This window comes from Pseudonocardia autotrophica (assembly GCF_003945385.1).
Lineage (GTDB): Bacteria > Actinomycetota > Actinomycetes > Mycobacteriales > Pseudonocardiaceae > Pseudonocardia > Pseudonocardia autotrophica.
The window spans coordinates 2,191,062-2,215,796 of the sequence record NZ_AP018920.1 but is presented as its reverse complement, the minus strand read 5'-3'; the positions used below and the strand labels follow the sequence as shown (position 1 = coordinate 2,215,796).

Annotated in this window: 23 protein-coding genes; 12 read left to right on the top strand and 11 right to left on the bottom strand. The window is 72.1% G+C overall.

What is annotated here, in order from left to right; translation table 11 throughout:
- Positions 1–2 precede the first annotated feature (2 nt).
- Positions 3–1,571, bottom strand: coding sequence for an McrB family protein (locus tag Pdca_RS10605; RefSeq protein ID WP_085916040.1), 1,569 nt, complete (start codon positions 1,569–1,571; stop codon positions 3–5).
- 316 nt (positions 1,572–1,887) lie between these two features.
- Positions 1,888–2,328: a MarR family winged helix-turn-helix transcriptional regulator gene (locus tag Pdca_RS10600; RefSeq protein ID WP_085916039.1), complete on the bottom strand. Its 441-nt coding sequence runs from the start codon at positions 2,326–2,328 to the stop codon at positions 1,888–1,890.
- 95 nt (positions 2,329–2,423) lie between these two features.
- Between Pdca_RS10600 and Pdca_RS10595 the strand changes: the two genes are divergently transcribed.
- The gene (locus tag Pdca_RS10595; protein ID WP_085916038.1) at positions 2,424–3,245 is read left to right on the top strand and encodes an SDR family NAD(P)-dependent oxidoreductase; all 822 of its coding nucleotides are present in this window, start codon (positions 2,424–2,426) and stop codon (positions 3,243–3,245) included.
- Between the two features lie 68 nt (positions 3,246–3,313).
- Here Pdca_RS10595 and Pdca_RS10590 read toward each other — a convergent pair whose 3' ends face one another.
- The 3 genes from Pdca_RS10590 to Pdca_RS10580 form a co-directional block, all read right to left on the bottom strand.
- Positions 3,314–4,573: an acyl-CoA dehydrogenase family protein gene (locus tag Pdca_RS10590; RefSeq protein WP_085916037.1), complete on the bottom strand. Its 1,260-nt coding sequence runs from the start codon at positions 4,571–4,573 to the stop codon at positions 3,314–3,316.
- Between the two features lie 103 nt (positions 4,574–4,676).
- Positions 4,677–5,126 carry an RrF2 family transcriptional regulator gene (locus Pdca_RS10585; protein ID WP_085916036.1) on the bottom strand — a complete coding sequence of 150 codons (450 nt, stop codon included), beginning with the start codon at positions 5,124–5,126 and terminating at the stop codon, positions 4,677–4,679.
- A gap of 190 nt (positions 5,127–5,316) precedes the next feature.
- A complete protein-coding gene (locus tag Pdca_RS10580) occupies positions 5,317–6,624 on the bottom strand; it encodes an acyl-CoA dehydrogenase family protein (RefSeq protein WP_232021507.1) in 1,308 nt (435 codons plus the stop codon).
- A 216-nt stretch (positions 6,625–6,840) separates the two neighbouring features.
- Between Pdca_RS10580 and Pdca_RS10575 the strand changes: the two genes are divergently transcribed.
- The 5 genes from Pdca_RS10575 (at position 6,841) to Pdca_RS37965 (ending at position 11,468) form a co-directional block, all read left to right on the top strand.
- Positions 6,841–7,593 (top strand): FkbM family methyltransferase, encoded by a 753-nt coding sequence (locus Pdca_RS10575; protein WP_085916035.1) that lies wholly within the window; start codon positions 6,841–6,843, stop codon positions 7,591–7,593.
- 29 nt (positions 7,594–7,622) lie between these two features.
- Positions 7,623–9,980: a CDP-alcohol phosphatidyltransferase family protein gene (locus Pdca_RS10570; RefSeq protein ID WP_232021506.1), complete on the top strand. Its 2,358-nt coding sequence runs from the start codon at positions 7,623–7,625 to the stop codon at positions 9,978–9,980.
- A gap of 97 nt (positions 9,981–10,077) precedes the next feature.
- Entirely contained in the window at positions 10,078–10,944 is an 867-nt protein-coding gene (locus tag Pdca_RS36350; protein ID WP_158092325.1) for an SAM-dependent methyltransferase, read from the top strand.
- Between the two features lie 133 nt (positions 10,945–11,077).
- On the top strand, positions 11,078–11,278 hold the full coding sequence (locus tag Pdca_RS37970) for an alpha/beta hydrolase (RefSeq protein ID WP_158092324.1): 201 nt from the start codon (positions 11,078–11,080) through the stop codon (positions 11,276–11,278).
- On the top strand, positions 11,253–11,468 hold the full coding sequence (locus Pdca_RS37965; protein ID WP_197719966.1) for a DUF1345 domain-containing protein: 216 nt from the start codon (positions 11,253–11,255) through the stop codon (positions 11,466–11,468). The genes Pdca_RS37970 and Pdca_RS37965 overlap by 26 nt, the downstream gene beginning before the upstream one ends.
- Here the strand turns inward: Pdca_RS37965 and Pdca_RS10555 are convergent.
- Positions 11,428–11,877 (bottom strand): GNAT family N-acetyltransferase, encoded by a 450-nt coding sequence (locus Pdca_RS10555; RefSeq protein WP_085916034.1) that lies wholly within the window; start codon positions 11,875–11,877, stop codon positions 11,428–11,430. The genes Pdca_RS37965 and Pdca_RS10555 overlap by 41 nt on opposite strands.
- 66 nt (positions 11,878–11,943) lie before the next feature.
- Here Pdca_RS10555 and Pdca_RS37500 point away from each other — a divergent pair, with 66 nt between their 5' ends.
- Together Pdca_RS37500 and Pdca_RS10545 are read left to right on the top strand one after the other, a co-directional pair.
- The gene (locus Pdca_RS37500) at positions 11,944–12,663 is read left to right on the top strand and encodes a TetR/AcrR family transcriptional regulator (RefSeq protein WP_085916033.1); all 720 of its coding nucleotides are present in this window, start codon (positions 11,944–11,946) and stop codon (positions 12,661–12,663) included.
- On the top strand, positions 12,660–13,943 hold the full coding sequence (locus Pdca_RS10545; protein WP_085916032.1) for a DUF418 domain-containing protein: 1,284 nt from the start codon (positions 12,660–12,662) through the stop codon (positions 13,941–13,943). The genes Pdca_RS37500 and Pdca_RS10545 overlap by 4 nt, the downstream gene beginning before the upstream one ends.
- A gap of 158 nt (positions 13,944–14,101) precedes the next feature.
- Here Pdca_RS10545 and Pdca_RS10540 read toward each other — a convergent pair whose 3' ends face one another.
- A complete protein-coding gene (locus Pdca_RS10540; RefSeq protein ID WP_085916031.1) occupies positions 14,102–15,079 on the bottom strand; it encodes a LysR family transcriptional regulator in 978 nt (325 codons plus the stop codon).
- Positions 15,080–15,207: 128 nt separating this feature from the next.
- Between Pdca_RS10540 and Pdca_RS10535 the strand changes: the two genes are divergently transcribed.
- Genes Pdca_RS10535 through Pdca_RS10520 form a run of 4 tightly spaced genes read left to right on the top strand, consistent with a single transcriptional unit; the run spans position 15,208 to position 20,353 of the window.
- The gene (locus Pdca_RS10535; protein ID WP_085916030.1) at positions 15,208–15,687 is read left to right on the top strand and encodes an NAD(P)H-dependent oxidoreductase subunit E; all 480 of its coding nucleotides are present in this window, start codon (positions 15,208–15,210) and stop codon (positions 15,685–15,687) included.
- Positions 15,684–17,309, top strand: a complete 1,626-nt coding sequence (locus Pdca_RS10530; RefSeq protein WP_085916029.1) for a formate dehydrogenase beta subunit — start codon at positions 15,684–15,686, stop codon at positions 17,307–17,309. The genes Pdca_RS10535 and Pdca_RS10530 overlap by 4 nt, the downstream gene beginning before the upstream one ends.
- Positions 17,310–17,311: 2 nt before the next feature.
- A complete protein-coding gene (gene fdhF, locus Pdca_RS10525) occupies positions 17,312–20,131 on the top strand; it encodes a formate dehydrogenase subunit alpha (protein WP_085916028.1) in 2,820 nt (939 codons plus the stop codon).
- A 3-nt stretch (positions 20,132–20,134) separates the two neighbouring features.
- Complete coding sequence (locus Pdca_RS10520; RefSeq protein ID WP_085916027.1) at positions 20,135–20,353, top strand: formate dehydrogenase subunit delta; 219 nt, start codon at positions 20,135–20,137, stop codon at positions 20,351–20,353.
- A 162-nt stretch (positions 20,354–20,515) separates the two neighbouring features.
- Here the strand turns inward: Pdca_RS10520 and Pdca_RS10515 are convergent, their stop codons facing one another.
- From Pdca_RS10515 to Pdca_RS10500, 4 genes are all read right to left on the bottom strand, one after another.
- Complete coding sequence (locus Pdca_RS10515) at positions 20,516–20,833, bottom strand: hypothetical protein (protein ID WP_085916026.1); 318 nt, start codon at positions 20,831–20,833, stop codon at positions 20,516–20,518.
- A gap of 69 nt (positions 20,834–20,902) precedes the next feature.
- Entirely contained in the window at positions 20,903–22,144 is a 1,242-nt protein-coding gene (locus tag Pdca_RS10510) for a glutaminase (RefSeq protein WP_085916045.1), read from the bottom strand.
- Positions 22,144–22,569 carry a hypothetical protein gene (locus Pdca_RS35445; protein ID WP_085916025.1) on the bottom strand — a complete coding sequence of 142 codons (426 nt, stop codon included), beginning with the start codon at positions 22,567–22,569 and terminating at the stop codon, positions 22,144–22,146. Before Pdca_RS35445 ends, Pdca_RS10510 begins: the two co-directional genes overlap by 1 nt.
- 179 nt (positions 22,570–22,748) lie before the next feature.
- Positions 22,749–24,710, bottom strand: coding sequence for an MmpS family transport accessory protein (locus Pdca_RS10500; protein WP_125911354.1), 1,962 nt, complete (start codon positions 24,708–24,710; stop codon positions 22,749–22,751).
- Positions 24,711–24,735 lie beyond the last annotated feature (25 nt).

Here is a 24,735-nt window from a genome sequence, read left to right as displayed (position 1 = left end):
CGTCACCCGGTGAAGCTGACGAACTGGTTGGCGCGCACCGCGGTCAACATCCGGGAGACCTTGCGCGACGTCGCCGGCAGCCGCGGCGACTCCTGGCCCGCGACGTCAAGTAGCGCTGTGAGCATCGGCTCGACGATCCGCCGAGAACCGTGCACCTTCGGCAGCAGCTTCTGCATCACGATCAGGTCGAGGACGCGGTCAACGTCGGTGTCGCCGGCGGCTGCGTAGAAGGCAGCGAACCGGATCGCCTCGTAGAAGGTGCGGTGGCCGAACTCGAGATCAGCTGCGGCAAGGATCCCGTGCAGGCTCCGGAGCGCGTCGACGATCGCAGGCTGGTCGGGGTGCGGGTGGACGCGATGCCAGTCGTCGTCCTCGGCGAGATCGCAGAACGCGCGGAGCAGCACATCGGGAGCCGGTGCTGCGCTCACCGGGCGTCCACGGCTCGGATCGAGAGCGTCGGCATCGACCCGGAACTCGAAGGTCGAGGCTCGGTCGAGAACCTTCGGCGAGAACATGTAGGTCGTCTCGTCGACGTTGACGGTGCCCACCACGACCAGGTTCCGCGGGAGCGGGAGCTTCTCCGAGCTCCGCGCCCGCCAGCTGCCGTCTGCTTCGTCGCGCACGAGATCGGGTAGCAGGGGCTTGCGTGACTCCACCCCGGACAAGAAATCCGCGAAGTAGCGCTCGACGTGCGCCAGGTTCATCTCGTCGAGAATCAGCAGATACGGGCGGGTCGAGTCGTCGGCAGCCCGCAGGATGAACTCCAGTGACTCCGGCACGAACCAGATCGACCGGCCGGCACTGGCGCTGCGCAATGCATCCTCGTAGCCGAACACTGCTTCCGGGCCGGTCCAGTCCGGACGTACCGGAACGACCAGGTGACGAGGGCGGCCGTGATCATCGCGCCCCCACCACTCGCCGAGCCGCATCGCCAGCTGCGTCTTTCCCGATCCGGACAGCCCGGTGAGGATCGCGAACGGTTTGGCCAGCAGTCCAGCCAGGAACGACGGCACGAGTGCCTCGGCCGCGGGGAACGTCAGCCGGGACGTCTCGACGGCCGCGGCGAAGCCGCTGAAGATCTCGCGAGGCTGCACGGTCTCGGCAAGCAGGTCGGCGGTATCGGGAGCCGCAACCTCGGGGAGCGCCTCCCGGATCTCGGGGAAGTGCCCGGCAAGGTCGGCAGCGAGCTTCTCGTCGACGGGGAACAGGTACCCCTGCTGGACCGAGCCGATCCGAGTGAAGGGCCCGCCGCGGCCGGCGCGGAGTGGCTCTGGAATTGCCGCGAGCGCGATCGGCTCGTTGAGATCGCGATACCGAGTTCGGACGGTCCGGCCTTCATTCGCCCAGGCATCGGTGTTCAACGGGTTGGCTGCGCGCTCCGACGGTCCTTCCGCGACGCTGGTCGCGCGGAGGTAGCCGTTGCTGTAGTGCAGGATGACGTCCCCCGCGGCGACCCGATCCAGGGTCTCCCAGTGGTGCTGCGGGCGGCCAGACTTGCTGAGCAGGGGCGCCCAGATGAACTCGCCCGCCCGCTCGGGGCCGAACGTGTCGCCCTGGTTGACCCACCACACGGACGGCGGGTCGTCCGGTGCTGATGTCGTGCTGTCCGGCTGGATGATTGGTCCTCCGAGATGAGTCGGAAACGTCGACGGCGATCGCTGCCCGCCGCGTCACAGACGCTATCGCGCCCGACGCGGGCAAACATCAACTAACTTGTCCAGCCAGCTACCCATGGCAGTCGACGTGGTTCACCACGCGGCGCCCATGCCGAGCCGATGGGCCAGCTCGGCAGCGGTCTACGGGGCGCTCAGCCGGGCACGCCCTACCCCTCCTCCATCGACCGGGCGCCGGCGAGGGCCTCAGCGCCCCACCGGCCGGCACCGCATCTCAGGACACCGAAGCCTCATCTGCCGCGGTGTCGAGTGCCGCGCGGAGGATTTCGACCAGCTGAGCGAGGTGTTCTTCTCCGAGATGCGCGAGGGGGCTGGCCTCGAGTGCGGCCTTGATGACCACTGCCCGCACGCGCAGGCCTTCAGGGGTCAACGAGACGAGCCGCGAACGACGGTCCGCAGGATCCACAACCCGTTCCACCAGACCACGGTCGGCGAGCTGGGTGGTGACGAAGGTCAGGTTCGGGGCGTTGCAGTACAAGCGCTGGGCCATCGTCTTCATCGACGGCGGCTTCTCGTCCGGATCGATCGCCCACAGAGCCTGAGCAGTCGCCCCGGTGAGCCGATGCTCGGCCAGGACGGCGTCCAGCCGCACGCTCGTCTGCGCGACCAGCGACTGGCTGGCAACCACTGCCGTTTCGAGAAGGCGACGCGTCATGACCGCAGCCTACCCACTTGCTTCGATGCTCGAAGGAACATATGGTTCGAGACTCGAAGCATCGCTACGGGTTGGACCCCCGGAAAGGCCTCCTCATGCACTCGTTCGCCGGAACCACCGCACTGATCACCGGCTCCTCGAAGGGAATCGGCCAGGCATACGCACATCAACTGGCCTCCCGCGGGGCCGACCTCGTTCTCGTGGCACGCTCGGCCGAAGCGCTCGAGATGCTTGCCGCACAACTGCGCGAGACCCACCAGACCCGGGTCGTCGTTCTGCCGGTCGACCTGTTCGACCGTGCGGCACCGCAGGCGATCGCGAACACCCTCGCCGAGCACGGCATCGAGATCGATCTGCTCATCAACAACGCAGGCATGGGCGCGGTCGGCCCGTTCCTGCCCCGCCCGCTGACACCCAATGTCGACTCGGTGGACCTGAACATCACCGCGCTCATCGGCCTTGTCCACAGCATCGGAGCCGGCATGCTGGAGCGTGGCCGCGGCGGGATTATCAACGTCGCCTCGGTGGCCGCCTTCCAGCCCATGCCCTTCCAAGCCAGCTACGGCGCGACCAAGGCGTTCGTGTTGTCGTTCACCGAGGCCATCGCCGAGGAACTTCGCGGCACCGATATCCGCGTGATGGCCGTCCACCCCGGCCCCGTCGAAACCAGCTTCTTCGACACCACGACCGCGACCCTGAACCCCAAGGCCGTATCTCCTGAGCGCATCGCAGCGAAATCCCTCGACGACTTCGCCCACGGCCGAGCGATCTCGTTTCCCGGCGGTCGCTCCGACCGCGCCATCGCCTTCATCTCCCGCCTGATCAGCCGCAACCGGATGGCGCGCCTCAGCGGCAACGTCAACCGCAGAGCAGGTCACGACCACGTCCGCGACATCGCGTCTCCGACAACCGGCTGACCGCGGCACCCGCCCTCCCGAGGCCCACGACGCCGGCTGCTCGGATCATGGCCACCAAGGTGTCGTTGTCATCGCAGGGTCCCGTCGTCGACGAAGGTGTCCGGCCCGAGCCCCCGACCGGTCATCTCCCCCCAGGCCCGCCGGCGCTGCATCCCCAGGTTCCCGGCGTCGTAGAGGGAGAACACCGCCGCCTCCCGGTAGTACCGGGCAAGCGGGAACTTCCGGTCGAGCGCATTCACCCCGACCACCCGCATGCAGTCGTTGACGACGCCCTGCATGGACTCGCTGCAGTAGGTCTTGTTCATCCCGCCGAGCGCCTGGCCCTCGCCGGGATGGCGGTCCATGTAGTGCGCCGCCTTCCAGGCGAAGTAGCGGGCGGCCTCGATCCGGGCGGCGATGTCGGTCAGCAGGTAGCCGACGGCCTGGTGCGCAATGATCGGGACCGAGCCGCCGCCGGTGTAGGTCCGGGCCCAGTCGAGGGTGAACTCGTACGCCCCGCGGGCCAGGCCGACCGCGGCGATCGCGGCGATCGGGCCGGACCAGGTGAAACTCCGGTTGATCAGCAGGTCGCCCTCGCCGACGGCGAGCACGTTCTCCTCGGGGACCCGCGCCCCGCGGAAGGTCATCGTCACGTTCTGGCAGGTGCGGTGCGCCATGGTGTCGATCACCTCGTAGTCGACACCGTCGGTCCCGCGCTCGACCAGGATCGCGCTCAGCGCACCGGTGCCGCCCGCGTTGCGGTCGGTCCGCACCACGCAGAGCGTGACGTCGGCGCCGCGCAGGTCCCAGCCGCCGGCGTTGCACGGCCAGTGCTTCTCGCCGTGCAGCACGTACTCGCCGTTGGCGCGATCGTGGTCGGCGACGACCTGGATCCCGCCGCGCGGGCTGGGGTCGTCGAAGTTGGCCGTCCCACCGCGCTCGCTCACGGCGAAACCGGCGAGGAAGCCGACATCGGCGGGATCGGTCGCCCGGCGCAGCCACCGGTCGCGCTGGATCTCGGTTCCCCACCACAGGATCGGCATCAGCGCCAGGCCGTTGACCAGCAGCACGGTGGGGAAGCCGGGATCGACCGCGCACAGTTCCTCGACGACGAGCAGGAAGTCGACCGTGGACGCACCCCCGCCGCCGTACTCCCGGGGCAGGAACATCGTGCTCAGCCCGGACGCGACGGCCTGCTCGTAGACCGGCTTCATCAGGCGGAACGCCTCCTGCGGGTCCGGGTGAGCGTCGGCCCGCTCGGCCACCGGGCGCAGCACCTCGCGGGCGAACTCGCGCGCCGCGTATTTCAGCGCGCGCTGCTGCGCCGTCAGCTCGAAGTCGACAGCCATCCGTGTACCTCCTCGCCGAACCGATGCCGTGCCGGACAGAGCCGCAGAACAGGCTGCGAACCGGGCCGGGACAGCTGGACGAGCCGGTCGGACGAGCGCCGTCTCAGCCGCCGCCGGCGTTCTGGATCATGCCGAGGGCGCCGCGCAGTCCCTGGTCGTTGCCGGCGATGTCCTCGATGCTCGAGGCGTCCAGCACCTCGAAGTAGGCGTCCAGCGCCTGGGCGAAGACGTTCCGCGCCCCGCAGACACCGGCGATCCGGCAGTAGCGGGCCGGCCCCAGGCACTCGACGACCGCGAAGTCGTTCTCCATCGTGCGCATCACCTCGCCGACGGTGATGGTGGCCGGGTCGCGCACCAGGCGCACCCCGCCCCCGCGGCCGCGGCTGGTCTCCACCAGCCCGGCTCCGGCGAGCCGCTGGACGACCTTGTCCAGGTGGTTGCGCGACACCCGGTGCGCCGCGGACATCTCGCCGACCGAGCCGCGCCGTCCCGGTGCCACCCGCAGGTAGAGCAGGACGCGCAGCGCGAAGTCCGCATGACTGGTGTGCCTCATCGTGGCGCCGCTCCCGTCGCTGCACTGGCGCCTCGAACGGTACCCGCTCCCCGGCGAACCCCCCGGGCCGACACCGCCGTCGCCGACCCACGCCGATCCACACCGCCACCGGCCGGGCCGGGCGCTTCGGTCCGGCTCGGACCGGCGGCAGTGTCGATCAGCAGTCCATCAGCAGTGCATCAGCGGCGGGTCAGGGAACCAGCGTCCCGATGCCCTCGTGCTCCTTACCGAACTTCACGTACTCGTCCTCCATGATCGCCCGCGGGTTGTACAGCGGATCGGCGAGGATGCCGTGCACCCGGCGGCGCTGCATCCCCATGTTGCCGCCGTCGTAGATCGGCAGGACGGCCGCCTCGCGCAGGATCTTCCCGAACCCGTTCTGCATCTCCAGGCTGTTCACCCCGACGATCTGCATGCACTTGTAGACGCAGTCGAACATCAGCTCGGTGACCTGGATCTTGTTCATTGCACCGACGAGTTCGGCGTGCTGGTCGTGCTTGTCCAGGTAGTCCGCGGCCCGCCAGGAGAAGGCACGGGCCATCTCGATCTTCGAGGCGACGTCGCCGAGGACGTACCCGACGTTCTGGAATCCGATGATCGGGCGCAGCGCGCCCGCGGTGTTGCCCTTCGCGAAGTCCAGCGCCATCTCGAACGCGGCCCGGGCCATCCCGACCGCCGCGATCGCCGCGACCGGTCCGGACCAGGCGAAGTTGCGGTTGATGACGAGATCGCCGTTGCCCTCGGCACCGGGCAGCAGGTTCGCCACCGGGATCCGGGCGTTGTCGAAGACGATCTCGGCGTTGGACGCCAACCGGTGTCCGATCTTGTCGAGATGCCGGTAGGTGACACCCGGTGTGTCCCGCTCCAGGACGAGCGCCGACAGTCCCTCGGTACCACCCTTCTCCGAGTCGGTGCGGACGATCAGCGTTCCTGCGTTCACCCCGCGCTCGTCCCACCCGGCCGACGACGGCCAGTACTTCCGCCCGTTGACGACGAAGTGGTCGCCGTCGCGCACGGCGGTCAGCCCGACGCCGGCCGGGCGCGGCAGCGGGATGTCGAAGTTCGCCGTACCCGACGGGTTGCCGGGGGGCTCGCTGGCGGTCCAGCCGCCCAGGTACTCACCACTCGGGTCGGACGTCGCCGCGCGCAGGAACCGCTCCTTCTGCTCCTCGGTCCCGTACCAGGCGACCGGCATGAGCCCGAGGCCGTTACACAGGACCGTGCACGCGAAACCGGGATCCACGACGCAGATTTCCTCCGCCGCAACCACCAGATCGACGCAGGAGACCCCACCTCCGCCGTAGGCCTCCGGGAGCATGCACATGGCGATCCCGGCGCGGTACGCCTCGACGTAGGCGGGCTTGGTCAGCTGGAAGCCCTTGAGCGGGTCCGGCTCCGCGTCGGCGGCCTCGACCACGGGCTTCAGCACGTTCTCGGCGAAGGCTCGGACGTCGTACTGCAGCTTCTTCTGCTGGTCGGACATCGTGAAGTTGATCATCAGGACCTCTCCGGGTCGAGCAGGACAGGGAAGGAGTGCACCCACGGACCGGTCACCGGCCCCGCTCCACGGGCAGCGAGGAGAGCATCCAGAACCGGTGTTTCAGATACTTGTTTTGTGAGTTACAGCACCATAACGAGTGCGCCGATACCCGGCAATCCGCCGAATCGCGCAGCGCCGCGCCCCGCCGGGCCGCCCCGACTACCCTCGGCCGGCGTGCTGACCCGCGCCTTCGGAATCGCCCGCTCACTCGCGATGTACCACGGCATCCCCGGGCGGCAGCGCCGGATGCGCGCGTTCTACGCGCCGTTCCTGGGGCCCGGCGATCTCGCCTTCGACGTCGGCGCACACGCCGGCAACCGGGTGCGCGCCTGGCGTGCGCTCGGCGCCCGGGTGGTCGCCGTCGAGCCCCAGCCCGACTTCGTCCGCCTGCTGCATCTGTTCTTCGGCCGCGACGACGGCGTGACCGTGCTGCCCACCGCGCTCGGCGCCCGGCCCGGCACCGCCCGGCTCGGGATCTCCCGGGCCACACCCACCGTGTCCTCGATGTCGCAGGACTGGCGCAGCACCGTCGCCGACGACACCGGCTTCGCCCGGGTCCGCTGGGAGGACTCGGTGCCGGTGCCGGTCACCACGCTCGACGAGCTCATCGCCACGCACGGGACACCCGCCTTCTGCAAGATCGACGTCGAGGGGTTCGAGGCCGACGTCCTCGCCGGGCTGTCCCGGCCGCTGCCCGCCCTGTCGTTCGAATATCTGCCCGCCGCGCACGACGCCGCGCTGGCCGCACTGGCCCGCGTCGAGTCGCTCGGGCGCTACCTCTACCGCTACTCCCCCGTCGAGACGATGCAGTGGGACCGCACCGCCGGTGGGCGCTGGCTGGACGCCGGCGAGCTCGTCGCGCTGCTCGACCGCCGTCGCCCGCTGGGCCGCTCCGGCGACGTCTACGCCCGGGCCGCCCCTGGGTGATCGTCCGGACTCGGGCATCCTTGACGGTCGTGATTCCCCGACTCCCCCGGGCCCTCGCCACCGCGCCGGTCGCCCGGCAGCTGGTGGCCGGTGCCGCGCTGCTGGCCGTCGTGCTGGCGCTGCTCGCGGCGTTCACCGAGGTCGGGGTGGTGCGCGCGGTGCTCGGCGTGGTCCTCGCCGTGCCGGCGGCGGCGCTGCTGATCCGGGCCGCCCGGCGCGCCCAGGAGCTGACGCTGGGCCCGGCCGGGGTGGTGACCCTTGCCCGCGGCGCGCTGGTGGTCGCGGTCGCCACGCTGGTCGGTCTCGACGGTGCCGGGCAGGTCGCGCTGGTGTCGCTGGCGCTGGTCGCGTTCGGGCTCGACGCGGTCGACGGGATCGTCGCCCGCCGGACCGGCACCGCGACCGAGCTGGGCGCCCGCTTCGACATGGAGACCGACGCGCTGCTGCTGCTGGTGCTGTCGGTGCACGTCGCGGTGGCGTCGCACCTCTGGTGGGCACCGGCACTGGGGTTGTTGCGCTACGCCTTCGTCGGCGCCGCCCGGGTACTGCCGTGGCTGCGCGGGACGCTGCCGGTGCGCCGCTCGGCGAAGGCGGTCGCCGCACTGCAGGGCGTGGTGCTGATCGTCGCCGCGGCCGGGCTGCTGCCCGGCACGGTCGGACACGCGGTGCTCGCGCTCGCGCTGGCGGCGCTGCTCTGGTCGTTCGGGATGTCGGTGGTCTGGCTGTGGCGCGCGGCCGACGAGCACCCGGTCCGGTGGCGGGCGGCCGGCGCCGCACTGCTCAGCACGGTCTGCGCGGCGCTGGTCGGCGTCATCCTGGTGCTGCCGAGCGATCCGGTGAGCATGGTGCCCGCGGCGTTCCTGCGGCTGCCGATCGAGGTCGTGCTCGGCGTCGCGGTACTGGCGCTGCTGTCCGGGCGGACCCGCCGGATCACCGCCGCCGTGGCCGGGCTGGTGCTCGCCGTCGTCGGGCTGCTGAAGCTGTTCGACCTCGGGTTCGTGATCTTCCTGGACCGCCCGTTCGATCCGGTGTCGGACTGGGTGCTGCTCGGCAACGCGCAGGAGTTCCTGCGCGGGACCCTCGGCTCCGCCGGAGCGGTGTTCGCCGCCGTGCTCGCCGCGGTGCTGGCGGTCGGCCTGCTGGTGGCGACGGCACGGGCCGTCGTCCGGCTCGGTGGCCTCGCCGCCCGGCACCGGCGGATCGCGCTGCCCGGTGCGGCGCTGCTCGGGACGGTCTGGCTGGTGGTGTGGGCGGTCGCCGGGGCGCAGCTGGTGCCCGGCGTCCCGGTCGCCGCCGCCGACGGCGTCATCCAGCTGCGCGACCGGGCCGTCCAGATCCCGGCCTCGATCGCCGATCAGCGGGCCTTCGCCGCCGAGATCGCCGACGACGCCTATGCCGACGTCCCCGACGACCAGCTGCTCGGCGCGCTGCGCGGCAAGGACGTCGTGTTCGCCGTCGTCGAGAGCTACGGGCGCACCGCGCTGGAGGACCCGGAGATGGCGCCGCGCACCACCGCGCTGCTCGACGACGGGGACCGCCGCCTCGACGCCGCCGGGTTCGCCTCCCGCAGCGGGTTCCTGACGTCCCCGATCAGCGGCGGCGGCAGCTGGCTGGCGCACGCGACGCTGTTCTCCGGCCTCCGGATCGACGACCAGCGCCGGCACGACGCGCTCGTCACCTCGGACCGGCTGACCCTGATCCGGGCGTTCCGCGACGCCGGTTGGGAGACGACCGCCGTGATGCCCGGGACGACGCGGGCCTGGCCGGAGGCCGACTTCTACGGGCACCAGCGGGTGCACGCCCTCGACGGGCTGGGCTACCAGGGACCGCCGTTCAGCTGGTCCCCGATGCCCGACCAGTACGCCATGTCGGCCTTCTCCCGCCTCGAACACGACCGCACCGACCGCGGGCCGCTGCTGGCCGAGATCGCACTGACCTCCAGCCACGCACCGTGGACACCGGTGCCGCCGATGCTGCCGTGGGACGAGATCGGCGACGGCTCCGTCTACGCCCCGTACGCCGGCGACCAACGGACCTTCGAGTCCATCTTCGCCGGGGACCCGGACGCGATCCGGCAGGACTACCTCGACTCGACCGAGTACTCCCTGGAGACCGTGCTCGGCTGGATCGAACGGTCCGGCGACGACGATCTCGTGGTCGTCGTGCTCGGGGACCACCAGCCCGCCTCGGTGGTCACCGGGCCGGAGGCGAGCCGGGACGTCCCGGTATCGGTCGTCACCCGGGACCGGGAGGTGCTCGACCTGATCGCCGGCTGGGACTGGTCGGACGGGCTGCGCCCGCCGCCCGCGGCGCCGGTCTGGCCGATGGAGGAGTTCCGCGACCGCTTCCTCGACGCGTTCGGCCCGGCCGGCCCCGCCGGGCGGTGAACATGCGGCACGCCGCGTACGTGTACACCGGCGGAGGCCCGCGACGACCCGGAGGAGACGCCTTGCCCAGCACCACCGCCCGGGCCGAGAGCCCCGCATGAGCGTCCCGCTGCAGGGGGCAGCCGGATCGCAGAGCTGCCCGCCCGACTGGCTGGCGCTGCGCGAGCCGGCCGACTCCGACGCCCGATCCACCGCGCTCGCCGAGGCGCTGAGCGACGCGCTGCCGCCCGGTCCGCTGCTGGTGCGCGACCTCGGCTGCGGCACCGGCTCGATGGCCCGCTGGCTCGCGCCGCGGCTCGCGGCACCGCCCGGCGACCGGCCGGGCCGACCGGATCAGCCGAGCCGGCCGGACCAGCACTGGATGCTGCACGACCGCGACGCCGATCTGCTCCGCCACGCGGTCGCCGGGCTCCCCGACGGTGTCACCGGCGCAGCGGCACCCGGCGACCTGACCGCGCTGGACGCCGCAGCCCTCGCCGGGACCTCGCTGGTCACCGCGTCGGCATTGCTCGACATGCTGACCGCCGAGGAGATCGACCGACTGGCCGAGGCGTGCACCCGCGCCGGCGTCCCGGCCCTGCTGACGCTGTCGGTGAGCGGCCGGGTGTGCTTCGATCCGCCCGATCCGCTGGACGGCGAGTTCGCCGCCGCGTTCGACGACCACCAGCGGCGCGAGACCGGCGGCCGGCGCCTGCTCGGCCCGGACGCGGCCACCGTCGCCGCCGAGGCGTTGCGCCGTCGCGGCGCCCTGGTCCGGACCGCCGACGCGCCGTGGCGGCTCGGGCCCGACCGGCCGGACCTGCTGCGTGAGTGGCTGGCCGGCTGGCTGGACGCGGCCTGCGCGCAGCGCCCGGAGCTGCACGCGGCCGCCGGGCCCTACCGGGACCGCAGGCACCGGGAGATCGCCGCGGGAGCGCTGGCCGTCACCGTGGGCCACACGGACCTGCTGGCGCTGCCGGGCTGACCAGCGGATCACCCGGCCCGGCCGGCCTTGCTCCGGCGCAACCGGCGCAGGACGTCGATCTGCGCCGGGTTGTAGACGTCCCGGAATCCTGGTTGCCCCCTTCCCACCACGCACGGCGAATCCACTGCTCATCGTGGGCAGCCGGTACGACCCGGCAACCTCGCTGCGCAACGCCGAAGAGCCGGCCGGGCAGTTACCGGACGCCGGACTGCTGGTCGTGGACGAGTGGGGGCACCGCGTCGCTCCAGCAGCACAGCGGGTGTGTCGACGACACCGTCACCGGCTACCTGCTCGACGTCACGGTCGGGGTGAGCACCTCGTTCGGGACCGGTGACGTCACCGTGACGACCCGCGAGATGCGGCGGACCGTCGTGGCGCACAGCGTCCTCGCCTTTGTGTTCACCACGCTGATCCTCGCCGTCACGGTCTCCGCCGTCGCCACCCTGATGCGTCCCGGCTCACGATCGCCCACTCGCACCCCGATCATCGCGTCCGCACGCCCTCCGGACAGGAGTCCCAGGTGACGAACACCGAGCGGTCGTCGATGTCGGCGCCGAGCGACCGATAGGTGGCGAGCGCCGCGACGTTGTCCCGCTCGGTCCCGGTCCACATGCCGGCGCAGCCCCGGCGGAGGGCTTCCTCCCCCAGCGCACGCAGCAGCGCCGCGGCCACTCCGCGGCGCCGCCACCGGGCATCCACCGCGAGCTCGTAGACGAACATCTCGGGGTCGCCGTCGGGATGCCGCATCTCGATCCCGGACACGAAACCGATGCCGGACCCGTCGGCAACACGGGCGAGCAGCAGGACGTGTCCCGCACGTCGCAGGAAGTCCTGCGCACCGGCGGGCCGCACCGGGTGGTCGAACAGGAATGAGTTCTCGACGAGTAAGGCGGGTTCGTCCACCCGCTCCACGGTCCACGGGCCGTCGGCCATCAGCCGCTCCTTCCGATCGGGGCACCGGCCTTGCTCAAATCTGACCGGTCGTGCTAATTCTAATCCATGCGGTCAGAAAAAAGTCCAAGCGGCCAGAAGCGTCGGTCGGCGATCGAGGACGTCCGTCGTGCGCAGATCATCGAGAGCGCCGTCGCGATGTTCGCTGAGCTCGGCTACGCGGGCGCCTCGCTGGCCCGGATCGCCGAGCACGCAGGTATCAGCAAGGGCGTGATCGCCTACCACTTCGCCGGCCGGGACAACCTGGTCGAGCAGCTCGTCGAGCACGTGTACGCGGAGATCACCGAGCTCGTCGTGCCGCACATCGAGCAGGAGTCGACGGTGGTGGGCCGACTGCGCGCCCGCATCCTGGGCGTCGGCGCCTACGTCCGCACACACCGGGCCGAGATGGTCGCCCTGGCCGAGATCCTCAACAACCTCCGGGACGCCGATGGCCGCCTGCGCTACGGCAACGAGTTCAACGAGTCGCTCTACCGCGGCATGGAGGAGATGTTCCGGGCCGGCCAGGAGTCCGGCGAACTGCGCAGCTTCGACGCCCGCGTGATGGCGGTGACCGTCCAGGCCGCCATCGACGCGATGGTCGACTACGCCCACACCTATCCCGATCACGACGTCGACACACACGCCGCCGAGCTGGCCGACCTGTTCGAGCAGGCCGTCAGTGCCGACAGGGCCGACAGGGCCGACGGGGCCGACGGGGCCGACGGGGCCGACGGGGCCGACGGGGCCGACGGCACGACACCGCAGCACCACGGGGGGACACCATGACAACCGACCACACACATCCACCGGCAACCGCGGGCCCGGCCGGGCTCACCGGCCGGATACCCGCGCCGGACATCGCCCGGGGGGTCATGCTGCTGCTGATCGTCCTGGCGAACACGCCCTACTACCTCTACGGACGGCCACACGGCGGGATGGGCGCGCACCCGGTGGACGGATCGGTCGTGGACCGGGTCGTCCAGGCCGTTCTGATCACCACGGTCGATCTGCGGGTCTACCCGATGTTCGCGTTCCTGTTCGGCTACGGCCTGGTGATGATCCTGCGGCGGCAGCAGGCGGCCGGGCTCTCCGACGACGAGGCCCGACGACTGCTGCGCCGCCGGAACCTGCTTCTGGTCGCCTTCGGTGCCGTGCACGCGCTGCTGCTCTGGGGCGGCGACGTCCTGGGTGCCTACGGTCTGTGCGGACTGGCCCTGGTGTGGCTGTTCCTCCGCCGGTCCGACCGCACACTCCTGGTCTGGGCGGGGATCGGCACCGGCCTGCTCGCGCTGCTCGCGGTCCTCTCGGCGCTCGAGGGGCTCGCCGTGCTGGCCGGATTGCAGGAGCCGAACGACGTGGGCGCCACGGTCACCGTCCTGGCGCGGGCGAGCGTGTCCGATCCCGATCTCCTCGGCGCCGCGCTCGCGCGGATGACGATGTGGCCGATCCAGGTCCTGCTGATCCAGGGACTCGTCGGGATGGTCGTTCCGGTATCGATCCTGCTGGGGTTCTGGGCCGCCCGCCATCGTGTGCTGGATCGACCGTGGGAGCACCGCCGGCTGCTGTGGATCACCGCCGTCGGCGGGATCACGATCGGTTGGCTCGCCGGTCTGCCGTTCGCGCTGACGCACATCGGTGTGCTCGACACGATGGCCCCGGCGCTCTCGTCGTTCGCCGTGCCGCAGATGCTCGCCGGGCTTGCCTGCGGCCTCGGTTACGTCGCTGCATTCGGATTGATCGGCGACCGCCTCGCCGGCCGGCCGCTCGGACCGCTCGGCGGCGCGCTGACCGCCGTCGGGAAACGGTCGCTGACCTGCTACCTGGCGCAGTCGCTGCTGTGCGCCCCGCTGCTCGCGGCCTGGGGCCTGGGCCTCGGAGGGATCCTGGGCAGCGCGCAGACCGCCGCGTTCGCGATCGGGGTCTGGCTGCTCACCGTGCTGTACGCGGTCGTCGCGGAGCGGCGTGGCGCGCCCGGCCCGGCCGAGGCGCTGCTCCGCCGGCTGACCTACGGCCCGCCCACGGCGGCCCCCACCGCGACACCCACTGCGGCCCCCACCGACGGCTGAGCCCCGACGACCCCGGTCACGATCCGCACGGGTTCCCGTCGTTCGCACGGCATCGGATCCCGTGCGGATCACGGAAACCCGTGCGGATCACGGCAACCCATGCCGACCACGGGAACCCCGGCAGTCCACTCCGGGACATCCGCTGTCGCGACGGCCGACTAGGAGCCGTCCGCGACCGGAACGGCGCCGCGTGATCGGCCGGACCCGGTCACCACCGCGACCGACCGGTCCAGCTCGGCGGCGACATCGAGGCCGCCGACGATCTCGAGCAGCGCGTTCGCCGCGATGGAGTTCGGCTGCCTGCCCGGGATCACGATGCCCACCGCAGGCCGCGGGCTCGGCTCAGCCAGCGGGATCGTGGTCATCCCCTCCGGGATGCCGAACGCGTGCAGCCAGGTGTGCGCGATGATGCTGGAACAGGCACCGCCCGCGGCGTGCGCGTACAGGCCGTCCACCGTGTTCGTCTCGACGGCCGGGACGAGCCGGGTGCCCGCCGCGGCGGCCGCGTGGTCCAGGATCCGCCGGTTCTGCATGCTGGTGTCGAGCATGCACAGCGGCAGCGCCGCGACGTCGCTCCAGCGCACCGTCTGCTGCCCGGCCCGGGGCCCGTCGGCGGGGGTGAGCAGCAGGTAGTGCTCGCGGTAGAGCGGGACGGCAGCGGTGGCCTCCGGGGTGTGCGGGTCGAGGTAGGTCAGCCCGACGTCGATCTCGAACTCCTCCAGCCTGCGGAGGATCTCGGTCGACGACAGCGCCTCGATCCGCACACCCGCCTGCGGATGCCGCTGCCGGAACGGCGTGGTCACCAGCGGGCTCGGCGGCACCGCGGTCGGAATCGCCCCGATCCGCAGGGTGCTGGTCAGCTCGTCGCGCATCCGGTCGAGCTCGCTCCGGAGCCCGTCGCGCTCGGCGAGGATCCGGTGCGCCCACGCCACGACCCGCCGTCCCTCGTCGGTGAATCCGGCGAACCGGCGGCCGCGCTGCACGATCGTGACACCGAGCTCGCGCTCCAGCTTCCGGATCGCCGCGGACAGCGCCGGCTGGCTGACGTGGCTGGCCGCGGCCGCCCGGCCGAAGTGCTGCTCGCGAGCCAGCGCCACCACGTACTCCAGCTGGCGGATCAGGATGTCGGGCGGCATCGCAGGAGTCTAACCAGCTGTGATCGACGCTGTTTATCATCGGATCGACAGGTCGAGTCACCGGACCCTTGTCGTTGCGGCGCCCTCTTGACAACGTGTGAGGAGCATCACCGGCGATGGGGAGGCACATGTCTGACGTGGCACTGGACACCGGACGGGCCGCAGCCGTCCGGGAGATCGCCGCGGGCCTGAAGGACGAGCGCGGCGCCCTCATGCCGATCCTGCACCGGGTGGTCGAGGAGATCGGCTACCTCACGCACGAGGACACCACGGTGATCGCCGAGGTGCTGAACCTCTCCGAGGCCGAGGTGCACGGCGTCGCCACGTTCTACAAGGACTTCCGGCGCACCCCGGCCGCGCAGTGCGTCGTGCAGATCTGCCGGGCCGAGGCCTGCCAGGCGGTCGGCGCGAACGAGCTCGTCGAGCACGCCATCAGCACCCTCGGCATCGCGATGGACGCCCGCGCCGACGACGGCACCTACGAGCTGGAGCAGATCTTCTGCCTCGGCAACTGCGCGCTCGGCCCCGCCGTCACCGTCGACGGCAGGCTGCACGGCCGGGTCACCCCCGACCGGTTCGACGCGATCCTCCCGGAGGTGACCCGATGAGCGCCCCGGTGACGGTGTACGTCCCCGCCGACTCGGCGGCCCGCTCGGTCGGCGCCGACGAGGTCGCTGACGCGCTCGCCACCGCAGCCGCCGACGCCGGGCGCGACATCCGGATCGTCCGCAACGGCTCGCGCGGCATGCTGTGGCTGGAGCCGCTGGTCGAGGTCGAGACCGCCGAGGGCCGGGTGGCCTACGGACCGGTGGACGCCGCCGACGTCGGCGAGCTGGTCGGTGCCGGGCTGCTCGACGGCGCGCCGACCCGGCTGAGCCACGGCCGCACCGCGCAGATCGACTGGCTGGCCTCCCAGCAGCGGGTCACCTTCCGTCGGGTCGGTGTGATCGACCCGTTGAGCGTCGAGGACTACGTCCGGCACGGCGGCTTCGCCGGCCTGACCCGGGCGCTGGAGATGTCCCCCGCCGACGTCGTCACCGCCGTCACCGAGTCCGGCCTGCGCGGCCGCGGCGGCGCGGGATTCCCCGCCGGGATCAAGTGGAAGACCGTGCACGACGCCCCCGCCGAGCTGAAGTTCATCTGCGCGAACGCCGACGAGGGCGACTCCGGCACGTTCGCCGACCGGATGCTGATGGAGGGTGACCCGTTCACCCTGATCGAGGGCATGACCATCGCCGCACACGCGGTGGGCGCCACCGAGGGCTACATCTACCTGCGTTCGGAGTATCCGGACGCGGTCGCCACGATGCGCCAGGCCATCGAGATCGCCTACTCCCGCGGCTGGCTGGGCGAGCGGATCGCCGGCAGCGAGCTGTCGTTCGACCTGTTCGTCCGGGTCGGCGCGGGCGCCTACATCTGCGGCGAGGAAACCTCGATGCTGGAGAGCCTCGAGGGCAGGCGCGGCACGGTGCGCGCGAAACCGCCGATCCCCGCGCTGGAAGGGCTGTTCGGGCAACCGACGGTCGTCAACAACGTACTGACCCTCGGTTCCGTCCCGATGATCATGGCGGACGGCCCGGCCGCCTACCAGGAGCTGGGCATCGAACGGTCCCGCGGCACCCAGGTCTTCCAGCTCGCCGGCAACGTGCGCCGGGGCGGGATCGTGGAGACCGCGTTCGGCATCACGCTCGGCGAACTGGTCGAGGGCTACGGCGGCGGCAGCGGCTCCGGCCGGCCGGTGCGCGCCGTGCAGGTCGGCGGGCCGCTGGGCGCCTACCTCCCGACCGACCGTTTCGACCTGCCGATGGACTACGAGGGGTTCGCCGCGGCGAACGCGATGATCGGGCACGGCGGGGTGGTGGTGTTCGACGACACCGTCGACATGGCCCGGCAGGCCCGGTTCGCGATGGAGTTCTGCGCGATCGAGTCCTGCGGCAAGTGCACGCCGTGCCGGGTCGGTGCGGTGCGCGGCGTCGAGACCATCGACAAGATCATCGGCGGGGTCGACCGGGAACGGAACCTGATCCTGCTGGACAGCCTGTGCGACACCATGACCAAGGGCTCGCTGTGCGCGATGGGCGGCCTCACGCCGATGCCGGTGCGCAGCGCCGTGCAGGACTTCGCCGAGGACTTCGACCGGCCCCCGGTACAGACGGGGCTGCCGGTCCCGGACAAGTTCGCCGCCGACACGGCCGCCCGCAATGCGGCGCTGATGGGCACGGAGGAGTAGCCATGGCCCTGCTCAAGGAGACCGACTACGGCACGCCCGCCCGCACCTCGGACACCACGGTGGCCGTCGAGATCGACGGGCACGCCGTCGAGGTGCCCGCCGGCACCTCGGTGATGCGCGCGGCCGCCGAGGCGGGCATCCAGATCCCGAAGCTGTGCGCCTCGGACTCGCTCGAACCGTTCGGCTCGTGCCGGCTGTGCCTGGTCGAGGTCGAAGGCGGGAAGGGCACCCCGGCCAGCTGCACCACCCCCTGCGCCGACGGCATGGTCGTCGCCACCCAGACCCCGCAGCTGGAGGACCTGCGCCGCGGGGTGATGGAGCTCTACATCTCCGACCACCCGCTGGACTGCCTGACCTGCCCGGCCAACGGCGACTGCGAGCTGCAGGACATGGCGGGTGTGGTCGGGCTGCGCGACGTCCGCTACGGCTACGAGGGCGCGAACCACCTCGACGAGGCCAAGGACACGTCCAACCCGTACTTCGACTACGACCCCAGCAAGTGCATCGCCTGCTCGCGCTGCGTGCGCGCCTGCGACGAGGTGCAGGGGACCCTCGCGCTCACCCTGGAGGGCCGGGGCTTCGACAGCCGGATCGTGCCCGGTGGCGCACCGGACTTCCTGTCGTCGGAGTGCGTCTCCTGCGGCGCGTGCGTGCAGGCCTGCCCCACGTCGACGCTGCAGGAGAAGTCGGTCGTCGACCTCGGCATGCCGAACCGGACGGTGCTCACCACCTGCGCCTACTGCGGTGTCGGCTGCTCGTTCAAGGCCGAGCTGCGCGGCGACCAGCTGGTCCGGATGGTGCCGCACAAGGACGGCGGCGCCAACGAGGGGCACAGCTGTGTGAAGGGGCGCTTCGCGTTCGGCTACGCCGACCATCCCGACCGGCAGCTGTCCCCGATGATCCGCGACTCGATCGACGACGAGTGGCGGGTGGTCGACTGGGACACCGCGCTCGGCGAGGTCGCCCGCCGGTTCTCCGCCATCCGCAACGAACTCGGTCAGAGCGCGATCGGCGGGATCACCTCCTCGCGGACGACGAACGAGGAGGTCTACGCGGTCCAGAAGATGGTCCGCGGGGCGTTCGGCAACAACAACGTCGACACCTGCGCGCGGGTCTGCCACTCCCCCACCGGCTACGGGCTCAACCAGACGTTCGGCACCTCGGCCGGTACCCAGACGTTCGCCTCGGTCGAGCACAGCGACGTGCTGCTGGTCATCGGCGCCAACCCGACCGACGCGCACCCGGTGTTCGCCTCCCGGATGAAGCGCCGGCTGCGCGCGGGGGCGAAGCTGATCGTCGCCGATCCGCGCCGGATCGATCTGGTCCGCTCCCCGCACATCGAGGCCGCGCACCACCTGCAGCTGCAGCCGGGTACCAACGTCGCGCTGGTCAACGCGATGGCGCACGTCGTGGTGACCGAGGGGCTGATGGACCAGGAGTTCCTGGACTCGCGCTGCGAGGGCGTCGAGGAGTACGTGGAGTTCATCGCGTCGCCGGAGCACTCACCGGAGATCCTGGAGGAGGTGATCGGTGTCGCCGCCGAGGACGTCCGGGCGGCGGCCCGGCTGTTCGCCACCGGTGGCAACGGCGCGATCTACTACGGCCTCGGCGTCACCGAGCACTCGCAGGGCTCGACGATGGTGATGGGCATGGCCAACCTGGCGATGCTGACCGGCAACATCGGCCGCGAGGGTGTCGGGGTGAACCCGCTGCGCGGCCAGAACAACGTGCAGGGCTCCTGCGACATGGGGTCGTTCCCGCACGAGCTGCCCGGCTACCGGCACATCGGCACCGAGTCGGTGCGCGACATCTACGAGCAGCTGTGGGGCACCACCCTCGATCCGCACCCCGGCCTGCGGATTCCGAACATGTTCGACGCCGCCGTGCGGGGCACCTTCCGCGGGCTGTTCGTGCAGGGCGAGGACATCGCGCAGTCCGACCCGAACACCCGGCACGTCGAGGCGGCGCTCACCGCGCTGGACTGCCTCGTCGTGCAGGATCTGTTCCTCAACGAGACGGCCCGGTTCGCCCACGTCTTCCTGCCGGGGACGTCCTTCCTGGAGAAGGACGGCACCTTCACCAACGCCGAGCGGCGGATCAACCGGGTCCGGCCGACGACCGCACCGCGCACCGGCAAGCACGAGTGGCAGGTGGTCAGCGAGATCGCCGGCCTGATGGGCTTCGACATGGGCTGGGACAACTCGGCCGACATCATGGACGAGATCGCCGCGACCACCCCGACGTTCGCCGGGGTCAGCCATCGCTACCTCGACGAGGTCGGCTCGGTGCAGTGGCCGTGCAACGACAACGCCCCGCTGGGGACGCCGATCATGCACGTGGACGGCTTCGCCCGCGGCAAGGGCAAGCTCATGACGACGTCCTACGTGCCGACCCTGGAGCGCAGCACGCGGCGCTACCCGCTGATCCTGACCACCGGCCGGATCCTCAGCCAGTACAACGTGGGCGCCCAGACCCGGCGCACCGCGAACTCGTCCTGGCACGCCGAGGACCTGCTGGAGATCCACCCGCACGACGCGGAGGACCGCGGGATCTCCGACGGCGAGTTCGTCGAGATCAGCTCCCGGGTCGGTTCGACACGGCTGCGGGCCCGCCTGTCGGACCGGATGCCGGTCGGTGTCGTCTACACGACGTTCCACCATCCGGTCTCCGGGGCGAACGTGGTCACCACCGAGAACTCGGACTGGGCCACGAACTGCCCGGAGTACAAGGTCACCGCGGTGCAGGTCGCGCTGCGCGTGGAGGCCGGGGCCGAGACCGAGGGCTCCGGGCAGGCCGCCGCCGTCGTCGTGGCGGGTGACTAGGCCGTGTCCGGGACCACCACACCCGAGCTGCGGATGGTGCACGAGATCGCCCGGCAGTTCGCCGACCGGCCGGCCACCGAGTCGGTCGAGACGATCGCCGCGCACCTGCGCAAGTTCTGGGCGCCGGCGATGATCACCAACCTGATCGAGGACGCGGACCGGGGTGCGGACCTGGACCCGCTGGTGGCGGGGGTCGTCGCGGAGCTGCGCCCCGCGGGGTGATCGGTCGAGCCGGGCCGGAGCACGGGGCTGGACTGCCGGGACGGACCGCGGAGCCGGACCCCGGGCTGGACCGTGGGGTCAGACCGCGGGAGACCGCTCACCAGGTGAGCGGTTCTCCGCGGGCCCCGGCCATCCGTCGGTGCTCCGGCCGCGGGTGCATGGTCAGTGCTCGTACCGCGGGCGCACGGCCCGCCACGCCTCGACCGCGTCGCTCACCCGCTGCCGGTGCGTCGCCGTCAGGTCCCGCTCCCGGTACGGCGATCGGCTCCCCCGGGCCAGCGGCGCGCTGTCCTGGATCGCGTCGGCGAGCCGGTGCAGGTAGTCGCGGCCCTGCTCGCACAGATCCCGGGTCTCGGTGTCGTCGAGCGCGACGAGCACCGAGTAGCCGACCGGACCGTGGTTGCAGTGCACGTCGAGATGCAGCAGGCCGTCGTCGTCGAGCAGGAACCAGTGGTGCGGCTCGTGATCGACGACGTGCATCGGACGATCGAACCACGGACCGGGGGCCGCAGGTCGCCGAGCACGCCGTGGGCGCGGGAGCGCGGCCGGTCAGGTCCGCAGCTGCGCCCGCGTCCCGTCGCCGAGATCCGGGTCCGGGAGCACCCCGTCCGGATCGATGACGGCGACGGTGTGCCCGTCCAGGGTGAGCCGCCGCAGGCCCTCCAGCGTCATCCGGCGTCCGACGTCGGAGAACCGGTCGACCCGGGAGAGGTCCAGCACGACCTCCGGGGTACTGATCGGTTCGGTGGCCAGCCGGTCCAGCACCGCCTCCGCCCCGGAGAACTGCACGGCCCCCTGGAGCGCGACGACGGTCGCGTCGCCGTCCACCCGGGTTCCGCGCAGCACCGTCGAGCCGTAGGGCTCGGCCTCCATCAGGTGCATGCCCATGTCGCGGGACAGCCGCTCGCAGATCGCGACGCCGCGCACGCTGTTGCCGTGCGCGTCCAGCCGCGGGGACACGGTGGCGAGCCCGAGCTGGCCGGGCAGCGCGCCGAGCATCCCGCCCGCGACGCCGCTCTTCGCCGGGATGCCGACCCGGACCAGCCAGTCCCCCGCGCCGTCGTACATGCCGGAACCGGCCATCACCGACATCGTCCGGCGGGCGACGGCGGCGGGCAGCACCCGTCGTCCGGTCACCGGGTGGACGCCCGCGTTCGCCAGCGTCGCCCCCATCATCGCCAGGTCGCGGACGGTCACGTTCACCGCGCACTGGCGGGTGTAGCCGTCGACGACCTCGGCGGCCGGCTCGCTGAGCACCCGGTAGTTGCGGAGCATGTGCGCGATCGCGAGATTGCGGTCGGCGGTGTCCAGCTCGGACCGGTACACCGACTCGTCGACGGTGAGCCGCCGCCCGGCGAGCTCGGAGAAGAAGTCCACGACCCGCTCGACGCGGGCGGCGCCGGTCGCGTCCGGCCCCACCAGCAGGTGGTGCACGGCGATCGCGCCGGCGTTGATCATCGGGTTCTTCGGGCGGTGCGTCCCGCCCTCCAGGGACAGTTCGTCGAACGCCTCGCCGGACGGTTCGACGCCGACCGTCGCGTCCACCACCTCGGTGCCGCGGTCGGTGAGCGCGGCGGCGTAGGCGAACGGCTTGGAGATCGACTGGATGGAGAACTCGACGTCGGCGTCGCCGGCCGCGTACGTGCGCCCGGCGACCGTCGTCACCGCGACGCCGAGCACCTCCGGATCGGCGTCGGCCAGGTCGGGGATGTAGTCGGCGACCCGGCCGGAGCGGTCGGCGACGACACCGTCGAGAACCTCGGCCAGGTAGTCGGGGACGGGGGTGCGCATCAGCCGCCGCCCCCGCCGGCCGCGGCGTTCTGCTGCTTCTCCCACATCGAGAGCACGACCGCGACCACGAACAGCTGCACCGGCAGGCTCAGCCCCGGGAGCTCGGCCTCGGCGCCGCCGCGCCACCAGCTCAGTCTGCGGACCGAGCCGAGTGTCTGATCGCCCTCGACCAGCAGCTGCTCGGAGCTCCACATCGAGGCCCGCCGGAACCGGTAGGAGCGACCGTCGGCGGTGACCGTCCAGTGCTTGCGGGCGACCCGCTCGGCCGTGGCGACCACCGCGTCCGGGCCGCCGGGGCCGCCGGTCATCGTGTAGGTGCTGCCCCAGATGTTCGCCCCGACCTGGTAGTCGGCACCGTCGACCGTCATCCGTCCGCCGGAGCGCCACCAGCGCGAGCTGAACGTGCTGACCGGGACACCGTCCACACTGAACGCGTACGCACTACGAAACGGGCTGGTTTTCTCGGCGCGCAACACGTTCGGTATCGAACCACCGGCCACGGCCGGAGCACCAGCGGACGCGCCACCGGGCGGTGCCCCGGACGCGCCGCAGCACGGCGGCGGCCGCCGTCAGCAGTTGTCGCCGTCAGCAGTCGCCGCCGCCGTCAGCGATTACCGCTGCAGGACACCGCGGAGAAGTTGCCCTCCGCCGACTCCTCGGAGATGACGGCGCCGTCGACGAGGATCCGGCAGGAGATCTCACCGGACCCACCGGTGGCACTGACCGAGTAGTCGGTGGGCTCGTCGGCCGCGGGTGAGGTCCGGTCCCACGGCAGGTCCGCGCCGGTGACCTGGGTGACCGACGTCCCCCGGCCGACGGTGATCGTGTCCGCCGTCCCGGATCCGGTCACCTCGAAGGTGACCTCGGCCGCCGCGGGCTCCGCGGCGGCATCGACGGCCGGAGCGGCGCCGGGCTGCTCGCCGTCGGTGGCCGGCGCGGACGCGACCGTGCCCGACGCGGCCGTGCCCTCGGTCCGTGTGCCCCCGGGCCCCTCGTCCGAGCCACCGAAGCCACCGAAGCCGCCGAAGACGGCGAACCCGGCCAGTACGGCGGCGGTGCCGGCCGTGACGGCGCCCGCCACCCACGGCCAGCGCCGCCGGCGGGCCGGGACGACGTCGTTCCGTCCGGTGGACCGGCTGTCCCGGCGCCGGGGTCCGCCGTCCGCTCGGGTCACGGCCGGGGCGTCGGGAGGGATCGGGGCCGGGCTCAGGCCCGGCAACAGCTCGGTGTCGGGCGCCGGGCTCCGGACCGTTCCGTCCTCCGGGCCGGCGGGCCCGTGAGCATCCGGGACGTAACCGGGGTCGCCGATCAGGTACCCGGTCTCCTCCTGGCCCGGCCCGGGGACACCGGTGAGGTACCCGGTCTCCTCGTGGTCGAACGCGGGCTCCACCTGGCCGTAGCCGGGGGCACCGGTGTCGTACCCGGGCACCTCCTGGCCGTACCCGGCACCGCCGGCGACGTACCCCCGATCGTCCGGGAAGGCCGCGGGGCGACCGCGACGGTGCCCGTGGTCGTGGTCGTGGTCGTGGTCGTCCGGGTCGTACTCGGCGCGGCCGGTGACGTATCGCGGATCGTGGCGTCCGGGCCCGGCCGCGGGGTGTCCGGCCGCCTCCCGGCCGGGGACACCGTCCGTGCCCCGGAGGGCCTCCGGGCGGTGCCGCCGGTCCGGCTCGGCCACGACGTCGCGGTACTCGGCCCGGTCGGCACGGCCGTGCCGGGTGGCCAGGGTGTCGTCGCTGTCGAACGGGTACCGGTCGTCGACCGGGTATCCGTCCTCGTACTCGTCCGGGTATGCGTCCGCGCCGTGCCGTCCACCGGTGTGGATGCCCGCGGCGGGCCGGATCGCGTCGTCGTCATCGGCGCGACGGCGCCCGCCACGCTGAGCCCGGCCGGGACGCTCGGCGACGGGCGGGATCGTCTCCGCCGAACGCCGTCCGGACCGGCGCGGGGCGGGCGGGACCACGTCCGGTACCGGCGGGATCGTCTCGGCCGAACGCCGTCCTGCCGGGCGCGCGGCGGGCGAGATCGCGTCGGCCGAACGCCGCCCCGCCGAGCGCGGGTCAGGCGCGATCGCGTCGGCCGAACGCCGCCCCGCCGAGCGCGAGTCGGGCGAGATCGTCTCGGCCGAACGCCGCCCCGTCGGGCGCGGGGTGGGCGGGATCGTGTCCGGCGCGGGCTGCTCCGGCGCGCGGCGACGCCCGCGCCGTGGCCCGATGTCGTCCCGGCCGTTCCGGTCGTTCCGGTCGTTCCGGTCGCCCCGGGCATTCCGCGGCCGGACGATCTCGTAACGCTCAGTGATCGCGCTCAGTAGCGACGACACGTCGACCGCGGAGTCCGACCGGCGGCCACCGGTCAGGGCCGAGTGGCCCGGGTGCCCCTGGTCCGACGGGAAAACGACCCCGGCGGCGAGGTCCTCGGGCGAGAGATACCGGTCGGGCGCTCCGGCGTCGTCGTCCGATCGGTCGATGACCTCGACCGACCGACGCCGGCCACGTCGTGGCGTCGGAGACTGCTCGTCGTCGAGCACCCAACGACCCCGCTCCGGGTCCCACATCGGTCCTGACACGACGCCCCCCTCGGTTGCCGTACCG